The sequence below is a fragment of the Vibrio sp. 10N.286.49.C3 genome (genome assembly GCF_041469545.1).
GTDB classification, from domain to species: Bacteria; Pseudomonadota; Gammaproteobacteria; order Enterobacterales; family Vibrionaceae; genus Vibrio; species Vibrio tasmaniensis_A.
Genome location: NZ_JBFRKT010000048.1, coordinates 7985 through 23286 on the forward strand (window position 1 = coordinate 7985; position 15302 = coordinate 23286).

Sequence of the window (15302 nt, forward strand, 5' to 3'; positions counted from 1 at the left end):
AATTCGTTAACCTAACCTTAGTTTAGTCACTGTGAACTCTTGCAAGATAACCCCCAATTAATTTGTATATCGATTTATACAGGCACACCACTTGGTGTGCCTTTTTTGGTTTCTTAATCAATTCAAGAAATTATCAACAGAAGAACTAATAGCACTTATCAGATAAGCAAGAAGCTAGGTATTTCCGTTTGCCATGGTGATCACGCGTTTCAAAGTCCATCTCAACAACAATGGAATACAGTCTTGTCCTTGATTCTCACAATGAGACACGATCGCTAAAGCCAGGTCTGGTTTTGCGTGTTTCTTGAGAACTTTAGCCACAACTTTTTTCGCTGGAATAGGGTGATCATAAGGAATCTTAACCATGTCTCTGAAAAAGTTCTCAAACCCATTCATGTACAAGTAGTGCTCGATGTCTCTATCAGGCAGTTCTGTGAGGCGATGTCGTTCTTGATCATTACCAAGTTTAGATAGCACAGTCGCCGCATATTTTTTTCCGGCTGCATCACCATCAGTTACTACATGCCAATCGATACCAAACTCTTGCGCTACTTTAATGAGCGCTTTAAGACCAGACTGCGCGAACTCAATAATTTGAACGCCTTCCGCAGCAAGGTTATACCCACATTGGTTGGCTAACTCGTTAAACAACCAGACTTCGGTTTCACCTTCTACTAACAACCAGCAGCGAGCGTACAGAGCGCCGGACCGGTGAAAACGAATATGAAAACCAATTCGACGAAGTTCATCTTTGCTGAAGTGGTTCACATTGAGTTGGTTGGCAATGGTTTTATCTGACTGACGTACTAAACGACGAATCGATTGAAGCGGCACAGCAGCAAGTAGATCGCCACTGTTGGTGGTCAGGATTTTTTGCATGGGCAGCTTTTGCATCAAGCTCCAAGCCCTTGCCAAGTGCGTTGGGTGCAATCGACCTTCTGGATCTTCAAGGATCAAAAGAGGGCGAGCACATCTTCTTAAGTCATTTGGCCCTTTTGCTTGCAAATAGGCATTAAGCAACCCCATGAATAATAAGCGAGTTTGTTTGTTTTTGGTCTCTTCGACCAATTGATGAATGCTCTTGTCGTTCGCACCAGCTGAGTAAAGTAACCCATCACGCGGTTTTCTCGGATTTTTACGTGAGACACTCTTAAATGAGAAGTAGTGTTCTATTAAGCTTTGCATCGACTCAAGACTACTGCGCATTTCACCTTTATTAACATGTCCGGGTATTGCCATAAGGCGACGGCAGGTGTTGTCGATGCGCTTTTCTATCCTTGCCTGACGCCCATTTCCGTTATTGCCGTTTCCATTGCTGCCATTACCATTGGTTGTTTGACTCTGGCCGTTACTATTTCCGTTCACATTATTAGCGTGACCGTTGCTAGCATGAACATTGGCTGGTAGGTGAGCATTATGGTTAAGTGAGTTGCCGTTGAAAGGGCGATCGAAGTGTCTTGCATCTCTTAAACGAATTACAGGGTGTAACGTCATTAATTCTTGAGCGAGCTTTTCTGAGTGATGAAGCTTGAGAGGGTTTCCGTCCAACCCCAAAAATGCATAGTGTGTTGTCGTTTCATACTGTTCTAACGTGGCACTGATTCGATAATAGATACGAAAAACACCAAACTCGTCTTGAACCCACACCGGCTTGAGTTTGCGATAACGTCCTGCATTTAGCTCACTTTTATCGTTGGCTTTTAACGCGAGAACAATTTGAAGGTGTTGAGACTGTGGATGTGAAACTGAGTAATCGACATGGAAATCGGTCATTTCGAAGTGATATGGAACTCCGTCTGAAGGGAGAACGACGGAAAGGGCATCCAATAATGAAGACTTACCCCAAGTATTTTCACCAATAAGCGTGGTTAGCTCATCAAACGCAAGAGACATGCGCTTAATACCTCGAAAGCCAGAAATCTCGATTCTTTCTAGTTGCATAGGCTTACTCCTAACGGAAGGCTCTGCTAATTGTTTGAAAGCTAACAGATATCTTTAATCATAATCGAAAAACACAAATCTGGTATGCTCACCTGTCACAAAACCCGTTGTTTATTTATACGGTGCAAAATGAGATTTTCGATCTATCTCGAGTATTTTTTTGCAGTGCAGTTTCATAAAATTCACGATTCTGTCATGATTCTCGACCTAGTATGAAGGGACAAAGAGAGAAGAAAATATGACTAAAAAGAATAAGCCGACAAAAATAGTGTTGGCACACATCAACGACACCCACTCATACTTTGAACCAACCTCGTTACAGCTATCACTTAAAATGAACAACCACATCATTGAACCTTATGTCAGTACTGGTGGCTTTGCTCGAATTTCAACACGCTTCAAACAAATAGAACAAGATGCCCAGCGTCAGAAGGTTGGAACCCTGTTCCTGCATGCTGGTGACTGCTTCCAGGGCACTTTGTACTTTTCTTTATTCAAGGGAAAAGCCAACGCCGATTTGTTGAACGCCCTTAATATAGATGCCATGACGCTCGGCAATCACGAGCTAGACATGGGTAATGAGCCCGTTGCGATTTTCGCTAAAAGAATCAAATTCCCACTGTTGGCCGGTAACTGGAATCTATCGAATGAGGATATCAATAAAACTCATACCTTAGCGGACAACGAAATTGTTAAGCCTTATCTGACTGCAACGCGAAGTGCTTCTTTTATAACGAAAGAGTTTGATAGCGAGAAGGTTGCAATATTCGGCTTAAGCATCGACAAGATGGCAGGCATTGCTAATCCAGATATCGATACACCATTTGAAAATGCTTTAGAAACAGCAAAAGCGACCATTGAGCAGATTCATAAAGCTGGTATCAACAAGATTGTGTTACTTAGCCATCTTGGTTACGAAGCTGATTTAGAGTTAGCAGCCAACGTAACAGGTATTGGCGTCATTGTTGGTGGCCATAGTCATCGCTTACAAGGTGATTTCTCTGATATTGGCTTAGTCAAAGACGATGACTACGGTGTGAAAGTCGGTGACACCTATGTTGTGCAAGCGGGTTTCCACGCCATGAGCTTAGGACACTGCGAAATCGAGTTCGATGCTGAAGGCAAAGTGACTCACTTTAACGGTAAAAACGAACTGCTGTTAGGCCGTCGACTGTTTATAGATGCAAAGCTAAGTGAAGTAGGGCAAGACGACGCTCATGATATGGCGTGTGAGTTTTTGAATAATCACCCTAATATTGCAGTGTGTAAGAAAGATCCTGAGCTGCAGAGCATTCTGACGGATAAATACCAGCCGAGAGTTCGAAAGCTTCAGCAACAAGTGATTGCTCATGCAGACACAACACTGCGCCATATTCGGATCCCGGATGAGAAAGGTCCAAGTCAGCTTGCGCCCTTGGTTGCTCAATCATTTCACTACCTAATGAACAAAAAAGGGCATCAGGTTGAATTTGCGATTCACAACTCTGGTGGAGTGCGAAATTCACTCAATAGTGGTGATGTATCCGTTGCCGATATTGCCGGAAAACTACTACCGTTTGCCGTACCCATTGGTGTGTATGACGTAAAAGGTGAAACGATCGCAGGCATGCTCGAAGGGGCAATTAACAACGCGCTCGATAATGGTGTTGTGGGCACGGGTTCAGGTAGCTTTCCTTATACTCATAACTTGAGATTTTGTTATCACAAAGAAGCACCCTTAGGACATAGGATTCATCATCTAGAAATACACTCTGAAACATCCGGTTGGCAGCCTGTGTCTCGCGACCGAATTTACCGAGGCGCGTCGTCAGCCTACACCATGAAAGGAAAAGAGGGCTATAACGCCGTCTTAGATATGATAGGTGATGGCGTGGTGACGACCGATTCTATGGCAGACTGTTTTATTGAGTTCTTGCAAGAATACCCAGAATCTCTTAAACACAATGAACCGCTGAATTGCATGGAGTGTTTTAGATAGCCAGCGTCAATGCTTGCACTTAACATTATTAGTTCTAGCTGTTTATAAATTTGGCATTGTTTATGCTTTATTCCTGCAGGTCACACTTCTTGTGGAGATAAGCATGGATAAGAAAGATTGGTTAGATGCAGTAGCGGTGGTTGGTTGGGTATCGGTTTGGTCTGCGTTAGTGTATTTGATACCGACTGCAGGATTGTAATTTACGCAAGATAGTAATTTACGCAGAATTATTACTTGATCGTTTTGCAGTGTAACTACGCAGTGCCATCGTGAATTTGGTTAGCGGATTTATTCTTAGAATCAATTCGAGTATCTATTTGACAGGGTGGCATCAATAAGAAAGGAGCATTTGCTCCTTTTTTGTATTTCTAGTGCAAATTTTAATAGACGAAACACAAATAGGGGAATATTATCCACGCGTTTGGGGAGTAGTTAGCGCAAGTTTACATGTCGTCATCTCGTTAGGCTAAGAGCCTATCCGGTATGTAAAGGTGAAATCCCATATTTCACTTCAACGAGACCAACGCAATCACAATCAAGATCCGTCGTGGAACTTGATATGTTTTGTTTGCGGAAGGTCTTTGTAAAGTTCTTCCGCCCGGAGGAATAATGAACTCAACTCAATCTCTATTATCTACAAATAGTGAATCCTTTTTTTCATCGCCAATCATGACGACTTATGCGGGTTTTTTCCTGCTAACAGTGATTCTCGTCTCTATTGATATCTATCAGACTCGTGGTGGGAACGTCACAATTAAAAAAGCGGCAATCTGGAGCGTTTTTTGGTTTGTACTTGCATTTTTGTTTGCTGGTTCTATTTACTTATTCTGGGACATTTATGCACCAAATAGTGACTACACAGCGCAAAAAGCAACCGTGTCATTCATTACGGGTTACTTGCTAGAAAAATCACTCAGTGTAGACAACCTATTTGTTTTCGCGATGATCTTTGCTCAATACCAAGTTCCTGAGCATCTAAGACCACGTGCGCTTCTTTGGGGCGTAATTGGTGCATTGGTACTTCGTGCAATTATGATCGCACTAGGCGCACAGCTATTGGCGGAATACCACTGGGTACTTTACGTGTTCGCTGCGTTCTTGATTGGTACTGGTATTAAACTGGCGTTAGACAAGGGCGAAGAGGAAAGCGTGAATACACTGCCTGAAAAGCTACTTCGTAAAGTGATGCCGGTAACCGAAGATTTCCATGGCCCTGCATTAATGGTTAAACAGGGTGCTAAATGGGCATTCACTCCAATGATGTTGGTGATCGGTGCGATTGCAGTTATGGATGTGATGTTTGCATTGGATTCTATTCCTGCGATCTTTGCGGTAACACAAGAACCTTTCTTAGTACTTGCTGCAAACGTATTTGCGTTACTTGGTCTCCGTTCTTTGTACTTTGTACTGCAAGGCATGATGGATAAGTTCATTTACTTGAAGCCTGCGCTGGCATTCATCATGGTCTTTATTGGTGTAAAAATGCTACTGGTTGATAGCGAATGGGCTATACCGACGTATTGGTCGTTGGCGGTGCTGATTTCTACCATGACGGTTGCGGTTATAGCGTCGATTTATGCTAAGAAGCCAGACATTGAACAAGTGAATTAGAAACAAATATAACTTATCGAAAAGTTTATAATCGGTATGTGGTCGATGAAGTGGAAAAATTATTTATGTAAAATTTCTGTGACATTGGCCACTATGATTTGAAGGGTATTTGTACTAAATGCATGATTTTAACGCCATTGTGAATTTATAGTCACCATTTGTGAATATGTATTTTCATGCGTTGTTAATGGTTTGTTTTATTAGAAAAACTAATCTGAATGCCCAAATTTAGTCATTTTTTAACGTGTAAAAAATCACCTATTATTCTTGTCATCAGAACGAACCACTTAAACAAATTTATAGAGAGGCAATCATGGCTCAAGCAATGCAAATGAATACTATCGCTGTTCCTAACTCTATGGATAAGAAGACCTACTCGGTTAACTTCAAAGGATTGATTGCACACATTTTCGATATTCTTTTTGTAGACAACTCTCCACGTAGTTACTACTCAAGCGACCTATCTGGTCACATGCAACGCGATATCGGTATCAACCGTTAATCTCCGCGTTAACATGTAAAAATATAGAATTTTAAGAAAACGCCAGCTTCTGAAGCTGGCGTTTTTGTATCTGCAATAAGCTGTGTATCTCAAAGAAACTAAGCATTTAAAATAAACTAAGCACCTGAAAACTCATCACCTGAAAGAAAGACTTAGGCATAACGGTCTGTATTTGAGCGCCAGTAAATTCGCTTCGTACAAGGATCACGGTATGTCACACGCCAGCTGCAACTCACCATTGATTAAACTCTGTTTACTTGCCTTACCGATCGGCTTTTACTCTTCTGTGTCGATTGCACAAACCTGGAGTAATGAAGGTCAACCTGCGCAGGTTATCGAACTGTTCACCTCTGAAGGTTGTTCAAGTTGTCCGCCTGCTGATGCCTACCTTAGTACTTTTGAAGACCACCCTAAACTTTGGACACAAGTCATTCCGCTCGCCTATCACGTCGATTACTGGGACTACCTAGGATGGGGAGATAAGTTCGCGAGCAAGGCATTCAGTCAGAAGCAACGCTTGTACAAAGCTTATGGGGTAACAAGTGGTGTTTATACCCCGGGCTTTATCGTCGATGGAAAAGAGTGGCGTGGTTACTTTAATTGGCTAGACAGAACCTTGCCATCGCTCCAACAACAAATTAATCCTAAATTAACAGTGAACCATAAAGGCGATACGTTCAGCGTGCATTACGAAGGCAAAGGTGATTATGTCGCTCATATTGCCTTGTTGGCGATGAACGAAGTCACCAGCGTTGAAGCGGGCGAGAACAGAGGTAAGAAACTTGAGCACGATTTTATCGTGGTTTATGACGGCTATCGACGTGGTGAGTCTGAATGGCAATTCAATATCGATTTCTCTCCTTTAGTCGCCACACCAGATGCAGTAGCCGTGTGGTTAACCGAACCTAACTCGTATACACCGGAACAAACGGTAGCAGGATGGCTGAATTAAACTTGCGATAACTTGATACTGGATGTGTTGTAGTGGGGGCTCATTGCTAAAACACGAGAGAAAGGGGCGATTTAGTTACGTAATACTGCTGAAATACGTTAATATAGCGCGCTATTATTTTAGCTTTGAGTTCCTGCAATTAATGACTAACACCACAACACCAACCAACTTCTCTGATCTTGGCTTAATCTCTCCTTTGATGGCTCGTCTTACCGAGCTTGAATACCAACAGCCAACGCCTATCCAAGCGCAAGTTATTCCAAGTGTGTTAGCAGGACGCGACCTAATTGCAGGCGCAAATACAGGTTCAGGTAAAACCGCAGCCTTTGCACTTCCACTGTTACAACAAATCCATGAAGATGCACCTCTGGACCGTCGTTCAGGCAAAGGTAACTATGTTTCTGGCCTTATCTTGGTTCCTACACGTGAGCTTGCTAAGCAAGTTGCCGATAGCGTTAAGTCTTACGCAGTACATTTCAACGGTGCAATCAAAACTGTTTGTGTATTCGGTGGTGTATCGGTGAACACTCAGATGCAAGCGTTACGTGGCGGCACAGACATCTTGGTGGCAACGCCGGGTCGTTTGCTTGATCTAATCTCCAGCAACGCTATCAAACTCGATAAAGTAAAAACGTTAGTGCTTGATGAAGCAGACCGTATGTTGAGCCTTGGCTTTACCGAAGAGCTCGACGCGATCTTGAAGCTGCTGCCAAGCAAGAAGCAAACTCTGTTGTTCTCTGCGACTTTCCCTGAGCAAGTTAAAACGTTGACTCACGAATTACTGAACGACCCAATTGAAGTCCAACTTCAAAGTGCCAATGCGAGCACGCTAGTTCAGCGAGTATTCGAAGTAGAGAAAGGTCGTAAGACAGCTTTGTTAGCGCACCTGATTCAGCAACACGAATGGCGCCAAGCTCTGATCTTCGTGAATGCGAAGAACAGCTGTGAACATTTGGCAGACAAGCTATACAAGCGCGGTATCATTGCGGAAGTATTCCACGGTGATAAAGGTCAGGGTTCACGTACTCGTATCCTAGAAGATTTTAAATCTGGCGAGATTGACGTTCTGATCGCGACAGACATCGCAGCTCGTGGTCTGGATATTGAAAAGCTTCCTGTAGTTATCAACTTTGACTTACCACGTAGTCCATCAGACTACATGCACCGTATTGGCCGAAGCGGTCGTGCAGGTGAGGTTGGTTTAGCATTATCTTTGATCGATCACGAAGACTACCATCACTTCACAATCATCGAGAAGAAGAACAAAATTCGTCTTGAGCGTGAGCAAATCGAAGGCTTTGAAGTGGATGAAGAAGCAACCGCTGCACTTGTTGCTGCATTAAAACCGGTTGCGCCACCAGCAGGAACTGGCAAGAAGAAAAAGAAGAAAGCACCTAAAAACCAAGATGTTTGGTTGAGAAATAACTAAATTAAGAATGGTTAGATTATAGATACAAGAAAGGCGCTCAATTGAGCGCCTTTCTTAATTCTACGAGTAAAAAGTCATTACTTCTTACGGCAGAACTCAGCGATTACGTACATTGATTGACCGCCATTTGTTTTACCAGAAACAAGCTTAGGATCGTCACCAACGCTGATGCCACGGATAACAGTACCTTGCTTAATCACTTGGTTAGTCCCTTTGATTGGCAGGTCTTTGATTACTGTTACGTCGTCACCTTTTTTAAGTTCAACGCCGTTCACATCAAGAGGCTTATCATCAGCAGACATGCCGATTTGTGCCCAAACTGATGTTTCTTCTTCAAGGTACATCATGTCAAGTGCGTCTTGAGCCCAGCTTTCAGTGTTCAGACGAGTAAGTTGACGCCATGCCGTTACTTGAACTGGTGCCTCTTGACTCCACATGCTGTCGCTTAGGCAGCGCCAGTGGTTGATATCTTTAGGCTCGTCAATCTCACCAAGGCATTTGTCACAAACCATGATGCCGTGATCCACTGTTACGTGGCTGTGTGGCGGTACTGCGTACGCAGTAAGAGAAGAATCAGAACCACATAGTTCACATTTAGATTGGCAGCGTTCTAGCATAGTAGCTTCAGAAGACATAATGGACTCACATTTATTAGGTATTAATTACGGGGCTATTATCCACTTTATTTACAATAAAGAAAGAGGTCGTACGGTATTCTGTCTTGATTAATTTTAGCCGAGATCAACCATTTGTGTTTTAACGTTTTATGCAAACGGTTAACTAGGGATAGTTGGTTGGTGGTAGAAACAAAAATGCCAGCGGTTAGGCTGGCATTTGTTTAGTTGCAACTATTCTTATTCCAAGAAAGAAGCAGTAATAGATGCTGAAGTTAACGCGTTGTCGATCAAGAAGTCTACAGCTTGTGTCTGCATGCTTACATGATGACCTGCGTCCAAAGGTGTTGGTGTAGTGGTATCTTGCGGTATTACAAACGTACTGTGTGCAGCAACATCACTGAACTTAACAAAGTCCTTCGCACCGTCAGGGGTCGTCTTACTCGAATCAACGACTGTTAGGCCAAGCTTAGTTGCTAACGGTGTCGTTCCTGCGAACGGAGCGTTTGCCACAGTGTTTGGTACTGTATCATCACCTTGTACTTGCCCCATATAAATAGGCAGAACAGGTGAGCCAGAAGCAACTAGATAAGCAGCATTGGTAAATGGATCCACAGTATCCAACACAGTTTGTGCAGCGTAAGCGAACTGTTGGAAAGCGGCTGTCATAGTTGCTTTCTGTGCAGCGGTCGCGTTTGCTTCAAACGTTGTGTAACACTGTTTGCTAGAGAGGCTTCCACAGTTCGCGGTTGCGAAACCTGCGTATTCAGTTGAAGCGCTCAACGCAACGCTGTGCTTAACTTGAGGGCCAAACTCTGTAGAACCCAGTAGAAGGTTAGATATCTGACCGCCTGAGTTTTCTATCGCTGCTGAACTGAATGAGTAAAGCGAATTAGCTGCGACACTACCGAGAGTACGGTTAGAGGCTGCAACTGCTGTTGTTCCAACAATACCACCTAGCGAGTGGCCTAAGAACTTCACTTGTGAGCCAGTAGTTAGATTAAATGCCTTCAATGGAGACGTTGTGAGTGCCCCAGCTTTTAATGAAACGGCTAAAGATGCGCGTAAGCCCATAACATCAAGCGCACTTTGACGCACGTTATCGCGAGCGACGGGTAAGTTCGCCAAGTTCAGATAAGCTAACACGTCAGCGTTTGCCGAACGAGTATCATCTAAACTACGTGTACCGTGGAGCGGTAAGTCAATCGCCAATACAGCTACACCTGCTTTTGCAAGGTTGTAAGCGAAAGCATAAGCGTTTTCTTTCGCTGAGGTGATACCGTGTTGGTAGATCACAACATTAGTAGGATCAGAACCATTTGGCGTAAACAGTAAGAGTTCGACGTCTTCTAATGATTTAACTTGAGGAACAGGTGAGTATTTGGTGATGACTCGCTCGCTATCAAGTGCTGAACCATCTTTAAGAGTCAGGTTTAAACCAATGAGTTTAAGCTGCTCTGTTTGACTCGTCGCTAATATACTTGCATCAATACCAGCAGCAATAAGTTGAGCGGCCATGTTCGCCTTTTCTGCACTATTACTTAGAGCATTTGAAACCTTAGCTAGGCTAGGCATAGCGGATTCAAACGGCTGAGTATTCCATTTGCTGCTGCTTGTTTCTAAGTAGTGAGGTAACTTAACCGACCCTTGACTTACATTGACATCTGCACTTGATGCATCGTACATCGCCCCAATAGCAAATTTGGCTTTAGCAATCTTAGTCGAGTCGCCGCCACCAATGTATTTATCAAAATCAGTGTCATTTGCTAATGCTGTTTTGAATGTGACTGCAGGAAGAAACGACATAGTGTACGCGGCTTTTAGGTCAACCGAATTAGGGTTTGCACTGCCTTTCCATACACCGTTTAGGTTCGCAGAAGCCAACCCAGTCGCTGTTGCTGCTTTTGTTGCGAAAAGGGAACCGCCAACCGATTCGGTGGTAAACCACGTCGAGTAGATGATGTCTTTGGTATCAAGGCTAACTTTGCCAGCGGCATTTGCCCCTGCAAAGATTTGCTCTACACCCTGAGTTACTTTTTGTGCCTGAGCTAAGCTGCCGTCAGTATAGGTTACTGAACTTGATTTCAGAGCCGCATAGCTTGACGACATACCTACCGGTTCGCCATTAACATCGTTCAGTTCATTCGACAGTGCCAACACGTATTCGCTTGAAGCATCGAGTGAATCTTTAAATACAATAGTAAAGGCATCCGTTGCAGCGCTAGATAACACATTAAAGTGCGTACCTAGAGTCAACACGCCTGTAACCGTTGGTGGTGTTGTGGATGTGAGTGAACTGCTAAGTTTTAGAATGTAAACGCCGCCGGTCGCGACACCGTCGGCAAGACCGGTACCTTCGAAATTCATAACGATTGGCATCGAAGTAGACCAGCCATCCATTGTGTTCATTGCCGCAATTGGATTCGTTAACGAATCTTTACCACCCGTTGGTAATCCTAGAGTGCCATCCGTCGTGTCCATCAGAGCAAAGCTTGGCAGTGGAACCGCTTTGTTCGCACCACTTAGATGAAACTTAATACTCGTTGTGCGAGCCAGTGAATCTTGAATGTACTGCTCATATTTAACGGCAGTTGAGGCACCTGAACTCGAAGAGTCATCACCACAACCTGCAAGAAATATCGCCGAAGCAAGCAGCGAAACACTAAATAACTTTTTCATGTTTGAATTCCGTTTAGTTAAAGGTGTAGTTCAATTGAATTGCAGATAGGTAAGCTACTGCATCACCTGAAAACTCAAGCTTTTGACCCAGTTCGTTAGTTTCCGTGAAATCACCATCTTTACTTTGTACAAGTGAAAAACCAGCATCAATAGAAAGATCTGGGCTGTATTGGTAAGTCAAGCCAGTGCTGTACCAGTAACGATCGCTATCTGGGATACTTAACGTTGCTTGACCAGCTTGCTCGTCATAGGCAAGACCCGCCCTTAGTGTCCACTCTTGATTCAACTGATAAGTCGCACCCAACGAGTAGCGGTTGTTATCCTCGTAGTGTTCTGTCTTTTTAAAACACACACCATCTTTACAATCTGGACTGGTGGCTTTAAGTTCTTTAAAACTGCTCCAACCCGTTTGTTGCCAACCGTAGTGGATAGCCCACTGATCGGTCAGTTGGTGGAAAGCCGATATTTCAATAATTGAAGGTAAGGTAATTTTTAAGCGGCCAGTCGTTGCAGTTGCGCTACCTTGTACGATTCCACCGGTGTAATCTTTGAAATCACCATCGTCAAAATCAAGGTCAACTTCCGAACGATAAGCGATAGAAAATCGATTGTTTTCATTCAATTCATATAAGCCACCCACATTCCAACCAAATGCGAATGTTTCGCCAGTCATACTGATTAACTTCGTCGACGAAGGATCACCAGTAACATTTGAAATAGCACCTTGGTGTCGGTTGAGTTCAGCTTCTGCATAAACAAGGTTTACGCCAGCACCAATGCTGAATTGGTCGTCGATTCTATACGCTACGTTTGGATTTAAATTGACAGACATTAGTGATGTATCACCAGCTAGATCACCCGCGTAGATATCATCTGGGTAATCGGTAGCAACACCGTAGTTGGAAAACATACCAATGCCCCAAGCCCATTGCTCATTGATTGGGCTAATGTAGTAAGCACCAGGTACAATTTGAAGGGGAGCGACGTCTTTAGATGTCTGACTTTGTCCGCCAGAACCTGGAACATTGTTTTGAGTAATGTCTACTTCTGGATCAACGACAGAAACCGCGCCTGAAAATTGGGCTGTATCAAATAGGGTCATTGCAGCGGGGTTTCTCGCAAGTACACTCGCGTTATCGGCAACTGCACCTTCACCTGAGAATGCGCGTCCAAGGCCTGAGGCTGAGTGCTCAGCAACTTGGAAACCAGCCGCAAGTGAATTACATGCAAATAGTACAGAAAGCGAAACGAGAGAGCGTTGTATTGTTTTCATCCTTGACCCTCCTAGGGCATCAAATCTCATTCTTATTGTTGAAAACACACTGAGCATTCTTATTAGTGATGCTCCAATGTAAATGACATGTTAAATTCATGTTTCATGTAAAGTCAAAGAATGAGTTATCATTTTGTGAAGTTATAATTTTAAGGGGCGGGACTTTAACATTTATAATATGCATACAATCAATGGTTTATTCGTGGTTGGAGGTGTGACCAGAATGTTTATGCGCATTATCGGAATAAATAGTGTTCAATTGCTTAAATATGTAACAACTTCGTTTGTGTTTACCGTTAATCGCTAAATCGGCATAATACGGTTTCATTTACGATGGCATTAAATTGGAATTTAAGTTTGGAATTACTCGCGATAGAGTTTCTTGGAAAACCGCTTCGTTTAGAAGGTTCAATGGCTGGTTGGCAACAGCTGTTCTGGGACAATACACTTGTGTCTCAACTGGATGCGACCTCTGAGCAAGATAATGCTCGAACTCACTCATTCATGTTGCAATCTGGCGAAGATACGTTGCAGTGTCACGTCAAAGCGTCAGTTCAATGGCAGCCATTTGAGATGTACTACAAAGCCTCCGTCAATGGTCAAACGATTGCCGAAGGTAACCGCGACACTAAAGACATCGAGCAACAAACTCCCGTTGTAGCACCTAAACCTGAGAAGCGTTTTAGCTTAATTGGATTAGTGTCGCTTGGTATGAAAGCATTAAAAAGTGCCAAGCTAATCAAAGTCGTACTTGCCTCAGCGAGCTTGGCTGCGTATTCATGGCTGTTTTCAATTCAATTTGCTTTAGCTCTAATCGCTTGCCTTATGTTCCATGAATACGGCCATATCAGAGCGATGAAATACTTTGGTATGAAGACCAAAGGCATCTATTTGATACCATTCCTTGGTGGTTTAGCGTTATCCGATGAGAAGATCAATACGCGCTGGCAAGATGTAGTTATCTCAATCATGGGGCCATTGTTCGGATTGATATTGTCTTTGGTGTTTATGGTGTTGTACTGGATCACTGGCGAGATGTTCTTTGCTGGGCTTGCAGTATTCAACGCGCTATTGAACTTGTTTAATCTATTGCCAATTTTGCCTCTCGATGGCGGACATGTACTGAAAAGTATCAGTTTCTCAATGAACAGCGTGCTTGGTATTGTATTGTGTATCGCAGCCGCTGTTGCTGGTGTGGTACTGAGTTATCAGTTGAATCTGACCTTGTTTGGTTTCTTATTGATTATGGGTAGTGTGGAAATACTTTTCGAATGGAAAGGGCGTCACCACAGTCACTTGTTGCCATTAGACAAATACGGTCAAGTCGTGTCGTTTGTTTGGTATGTGGGTTTAGTGAGTAGTTTGATTGGTGTTATCTGGTATTTTGCATCTACTGGTGATCAGCTATTAAGCCTACCATTGCAAATTCTTGGTACTTAACAAGAACCAAAACAAAAAAATGCCCTAGCCAATATGGATAGGGCATTTTTGTATTCGAAGTTTAGCGTCTAGACAAATGTAAAATTACGCTTTGCAATTTGGTCTTGGAGAACCCGATTGGGGAAGCGTTTTGATCGTCGCTTGCTGATCTTTGATACGCGTACTGTGCGAAGGGTGTGTAGAAAGCAGTTCTGGGGGCTGATTACCACCCGATGCCTTCGCCATGTTTTGCCATAGGTCGACACTTTGGTTAGGATCAAATCCAGCTCTAGCCATATACTCTAGGCCAACAACATCGGCTTCAGACTCTTGAGTTCGCCCATACGGTAGAATAACGCCGTACTGAACGCCTAAACCTAAAGCAGCCATCGTCATACCTTGATATTGGCTGTATTCTGATGCGCCTAATGCGATGCTAGTAACCGATAAGCCAGTGTTAGCGATTTGAGACTGAGATAGGCGCTCGTTACTGTGGTCTGCTAAAACGTGCGCCACTTCGTGTCCGATAACTGTTGCGAGTTGGTCTTGATTAACCGCTACCTTAAGCAACCCGGTATATACGCCAATTTTTCCGCCTGGTAGGGCGAATGCGTTTACTTGGTCACTGTCAAAGACAACAACTTCCCATTCACTAAAACCTTGTTTAGGAATGTATTGCGTGATGCTGTTTGCAACGCACTGTACATAAGCGTTCGTTTTTGCATCTTTGCTGATGGGTTGTTCTTTCTTCATTTGTTCAAAAGACTGTGCTCCAAGCTGAGACATATCTTTATCTGAAAAAAGCAGTAATTGGTTTCTGCCTGTTGGGGAAGCGCTGCATGCACTTAGCCCAGCGAGTGTAAGAAGCGAGGCAAACTTCATCCATGACGTCATACAATATCCT

Annotated in this window: 11 protein-coding genes; 6 read left to right on the plus strand and 5 right to left on the minus strand. The window is 43.4% G+C overall.

Annotated features, from left to right (window positions below; genetic code table 11):
- Nucleotides 1-174: 174 nt before the first annotated feature.
- Nucleotides 175-1941, minus strand: coding sequence for an ATP-dependent endonuclease (locus AB4180_RS17930; protein ID WP_017100531.1), 1767 nt, complete (start codon nucleotides 1939-1941; stop codon nucleotides 175-177).
- A gap of 238 nt (nucleotides 1942-2179) precedes the next feature.
- Here AB4180_RS17930 and AB4180_RS17935 point away from each other — a divergent pair, with 238 nt between their 5' ends.
- From AB4180_RS17935 to AB4180_RS17955, 5 genes are all read left to right on the plus strand, one after another.
- On the plus strand, nucleotides 2180-3919 hold the full coding sequence (locus AB4180_RS17935; protein ID WP_029222774.1) for a bifunctional UDP-sugar hydrolase/5'-nucleotidase: 1740 nt from the start codon (nucleotides 2180-2182) through the stop codon (nucleotides 3917-3919).
- 609 nt (nucleotides 3920-4528) lie between these two features.
- Entirely contained in the window at nucleotides 4529-5530 is a 1002-nt protein-coding gene (locus tag AB4180_RS17940) for a TerC/Alx family metal homeostasis membrane protein (RefSeq protein WP_029222773.1), read from the plus strand.
- 313 nt (nucleotides 5531-5843) lie between these two features.
- Nucleotides 5844-6032: a hypothetical protein gene (locus AB4180_RS17945; RefSeq protein ID WP_009845310.1), complete on the plus strand. Its 189-nt coding sequence runs from the start codon at nucleotides 5844-5846 to the stop codon at nucleotides 6030-6032.
- Between the two features lie 211 nt (nucleotides 6033-6243).
- Nucleotides 6244-6984 carry a DUF1223 domain-containing protein gene (locus AB4180_RS17950; RefSeq protein ID WP_102250467.1) on the plus strand — a complete coding sequence of 247 codons (741 nt, stop codon included), beginning with the start codon at nucleotides 6244-6246 and terminating at the stop codon, nucleotides 6982-6984.
- A 142-nt stretch (nucleotides 6985-7126) separates the two neighbouring features.
- Complete coding sequence (locus AB4180_RS17955; RefSeq protein ID WP_029222771.1) at nucleotides 7127-8413, plus strand: DEAD/DEAH box helicase; 1287 nt, start codon at nucleotides 7127-7129, stop codon at nucleotides 8411-8413.
- A 77-nt stretch (nucleotides 8414-8490) separates the two neighbouring features.
- Here the strand turns inward: AB4180_RS17955 and AB4180_RS17960 are convergent, their stop codons facing one another.
- The 3 genes from AB4180_RS17960 to AB4180_RS17970 all read right to left on the minus strand — a co-directional run bounded on the left by AB4180_RS17960 (nucleotide 8491) and on the right by AB4180_RS17970 (nucleotide 12979).
- Complete coding sequence (locus AB4180_RS17960) at nucleotides 8491-9048, minus strand: PhnA domain-containing protein (protein WP_009845316.1); 558 nt, start codon at nucleotides 9046-9048, stop codon at nucleotides 8491-8493.
- Between the two features lie 219 nt (nucleotides 9049-9267).
- On the minus strand, nucleotides 9268-11706 hold the full coding sequence (locus tag AB4180_RS17965; RefSeq protein WP_102250466.1) for a VolA/Pla-1 family phospholipase: 2439 nt from the start codon (nucleotides 11704-11706) through the stop codon (nucleotides 9268-9270).
- 13 nt (nucleotides 11707-11719) lie between these two features.
- Entirely contained in the window at nucleotides 11720-12979 is a 1260-nt protein-coding gene (locus AB4180_RS17970) for an outer membrane protein transport protein (protein ID WP_017102148.1), read from the minus strand.
- Between the two features lie 357 nt (nucleotides 12980-13336).
- Between AB4180_RS17970 and AB4180_RS17975 the strand changes: the two genes are divergently transcribed.
- Entirely contained in the window at nucleotides 13337-14419 is a 1083-nt protein-coding gene (locus AB4180_RS17975) for a site-2 protease family protein (protein WP_029222770.1), read from the plus strand.
- Nucleotides 14420-14503: 84 nt separating this feature from the next.
- Here the strand turns inward: AB4180_RS17975 and AB4180_RS17980 are convergent, their stop codons facing one another.
- Nucleotides 14504-15292 carry a M48 family metallopeptidase gene (locus AB4180_RS17980; protein WP_017102147.1) on the minus strand — a complete coding sequence of 263 codons (789 nt, stop codon included), beginning with the start codon at nucleotides 15290-15292 and terminating at the stop codon, nucleotides 14504-14506.
- Nucleotides 15293-15302 lie beyond the last annotated feature (10 nt).

Coding starts and splice junctions, on each gene's coding strand:
- AB4180_RS17960 (WP_009845316.1), bottom strand. CDS start 9,048: ATGTCTTCTGAAGCTACTATGCTAGAACGCTGCCAATCTAAATGTGAA.
- AB4180_RS17955 (WP_029222771.1), top strand. CDS start 7,127: ATGACTAACACCACAACACCAACCAACTTCTCTGATCTTGGCTTAATC.
- AB4180_RS17940 (WP_029222773.1), top strand. CDS start 4,529: ATGAACTCAACTCAATCTCTATTATCTACAAATAGTGAATCCTTTTTT.
- AB4180_RS17980 (WP_017102147.1), bottom strand. CDS start 15,292: ATGACGTCATGGATGAAGTTTGCCTCGCTTCTTACACTCGCTGGGCTA.
- AB4180_RS17945 (WP_009845310.1), top strand. CDS start 5,844: ATGGCTCAAGCAATGCAAATGAATACTATCGCTGTTCCTAACTCTATG.
- AB4180_RS17935 (WP_029222774.1), top strand. CDS start 2,180: ATGACTAAAAAGAATAAGCCGACAAAAATAGTGTTGGCACACATCAAC.
- AB4180_RS17970 (WP_017102148.1), bottom strand. CDS start 12,979: ATGAAAACAATACAACGCTCTCTCGTTTCGCTTTCTGTACTATTTGCA.
- AB4180_RS17930 (WP_017100531.1), bottom strand. CDS start 1,941: ATGCAACTAGAAAGAATCGAGATTTCTGGCTTTCGAGGTATTAAGCGC.
- AB4180_RS17950 (WP_102250467.1), top strand. CDS start 6,244: ATGTCACACGCCAGCTGCAACTCACCATTGATTAAACTCTGTTTACTT.
- AB4180_RS17965 (WP_102250466.1), bottom strand. CDS start 11,706: ATGAAAAAGTTATTTAGTGTTTCGCTGCTTGCTTCGGCGATATTTCTT.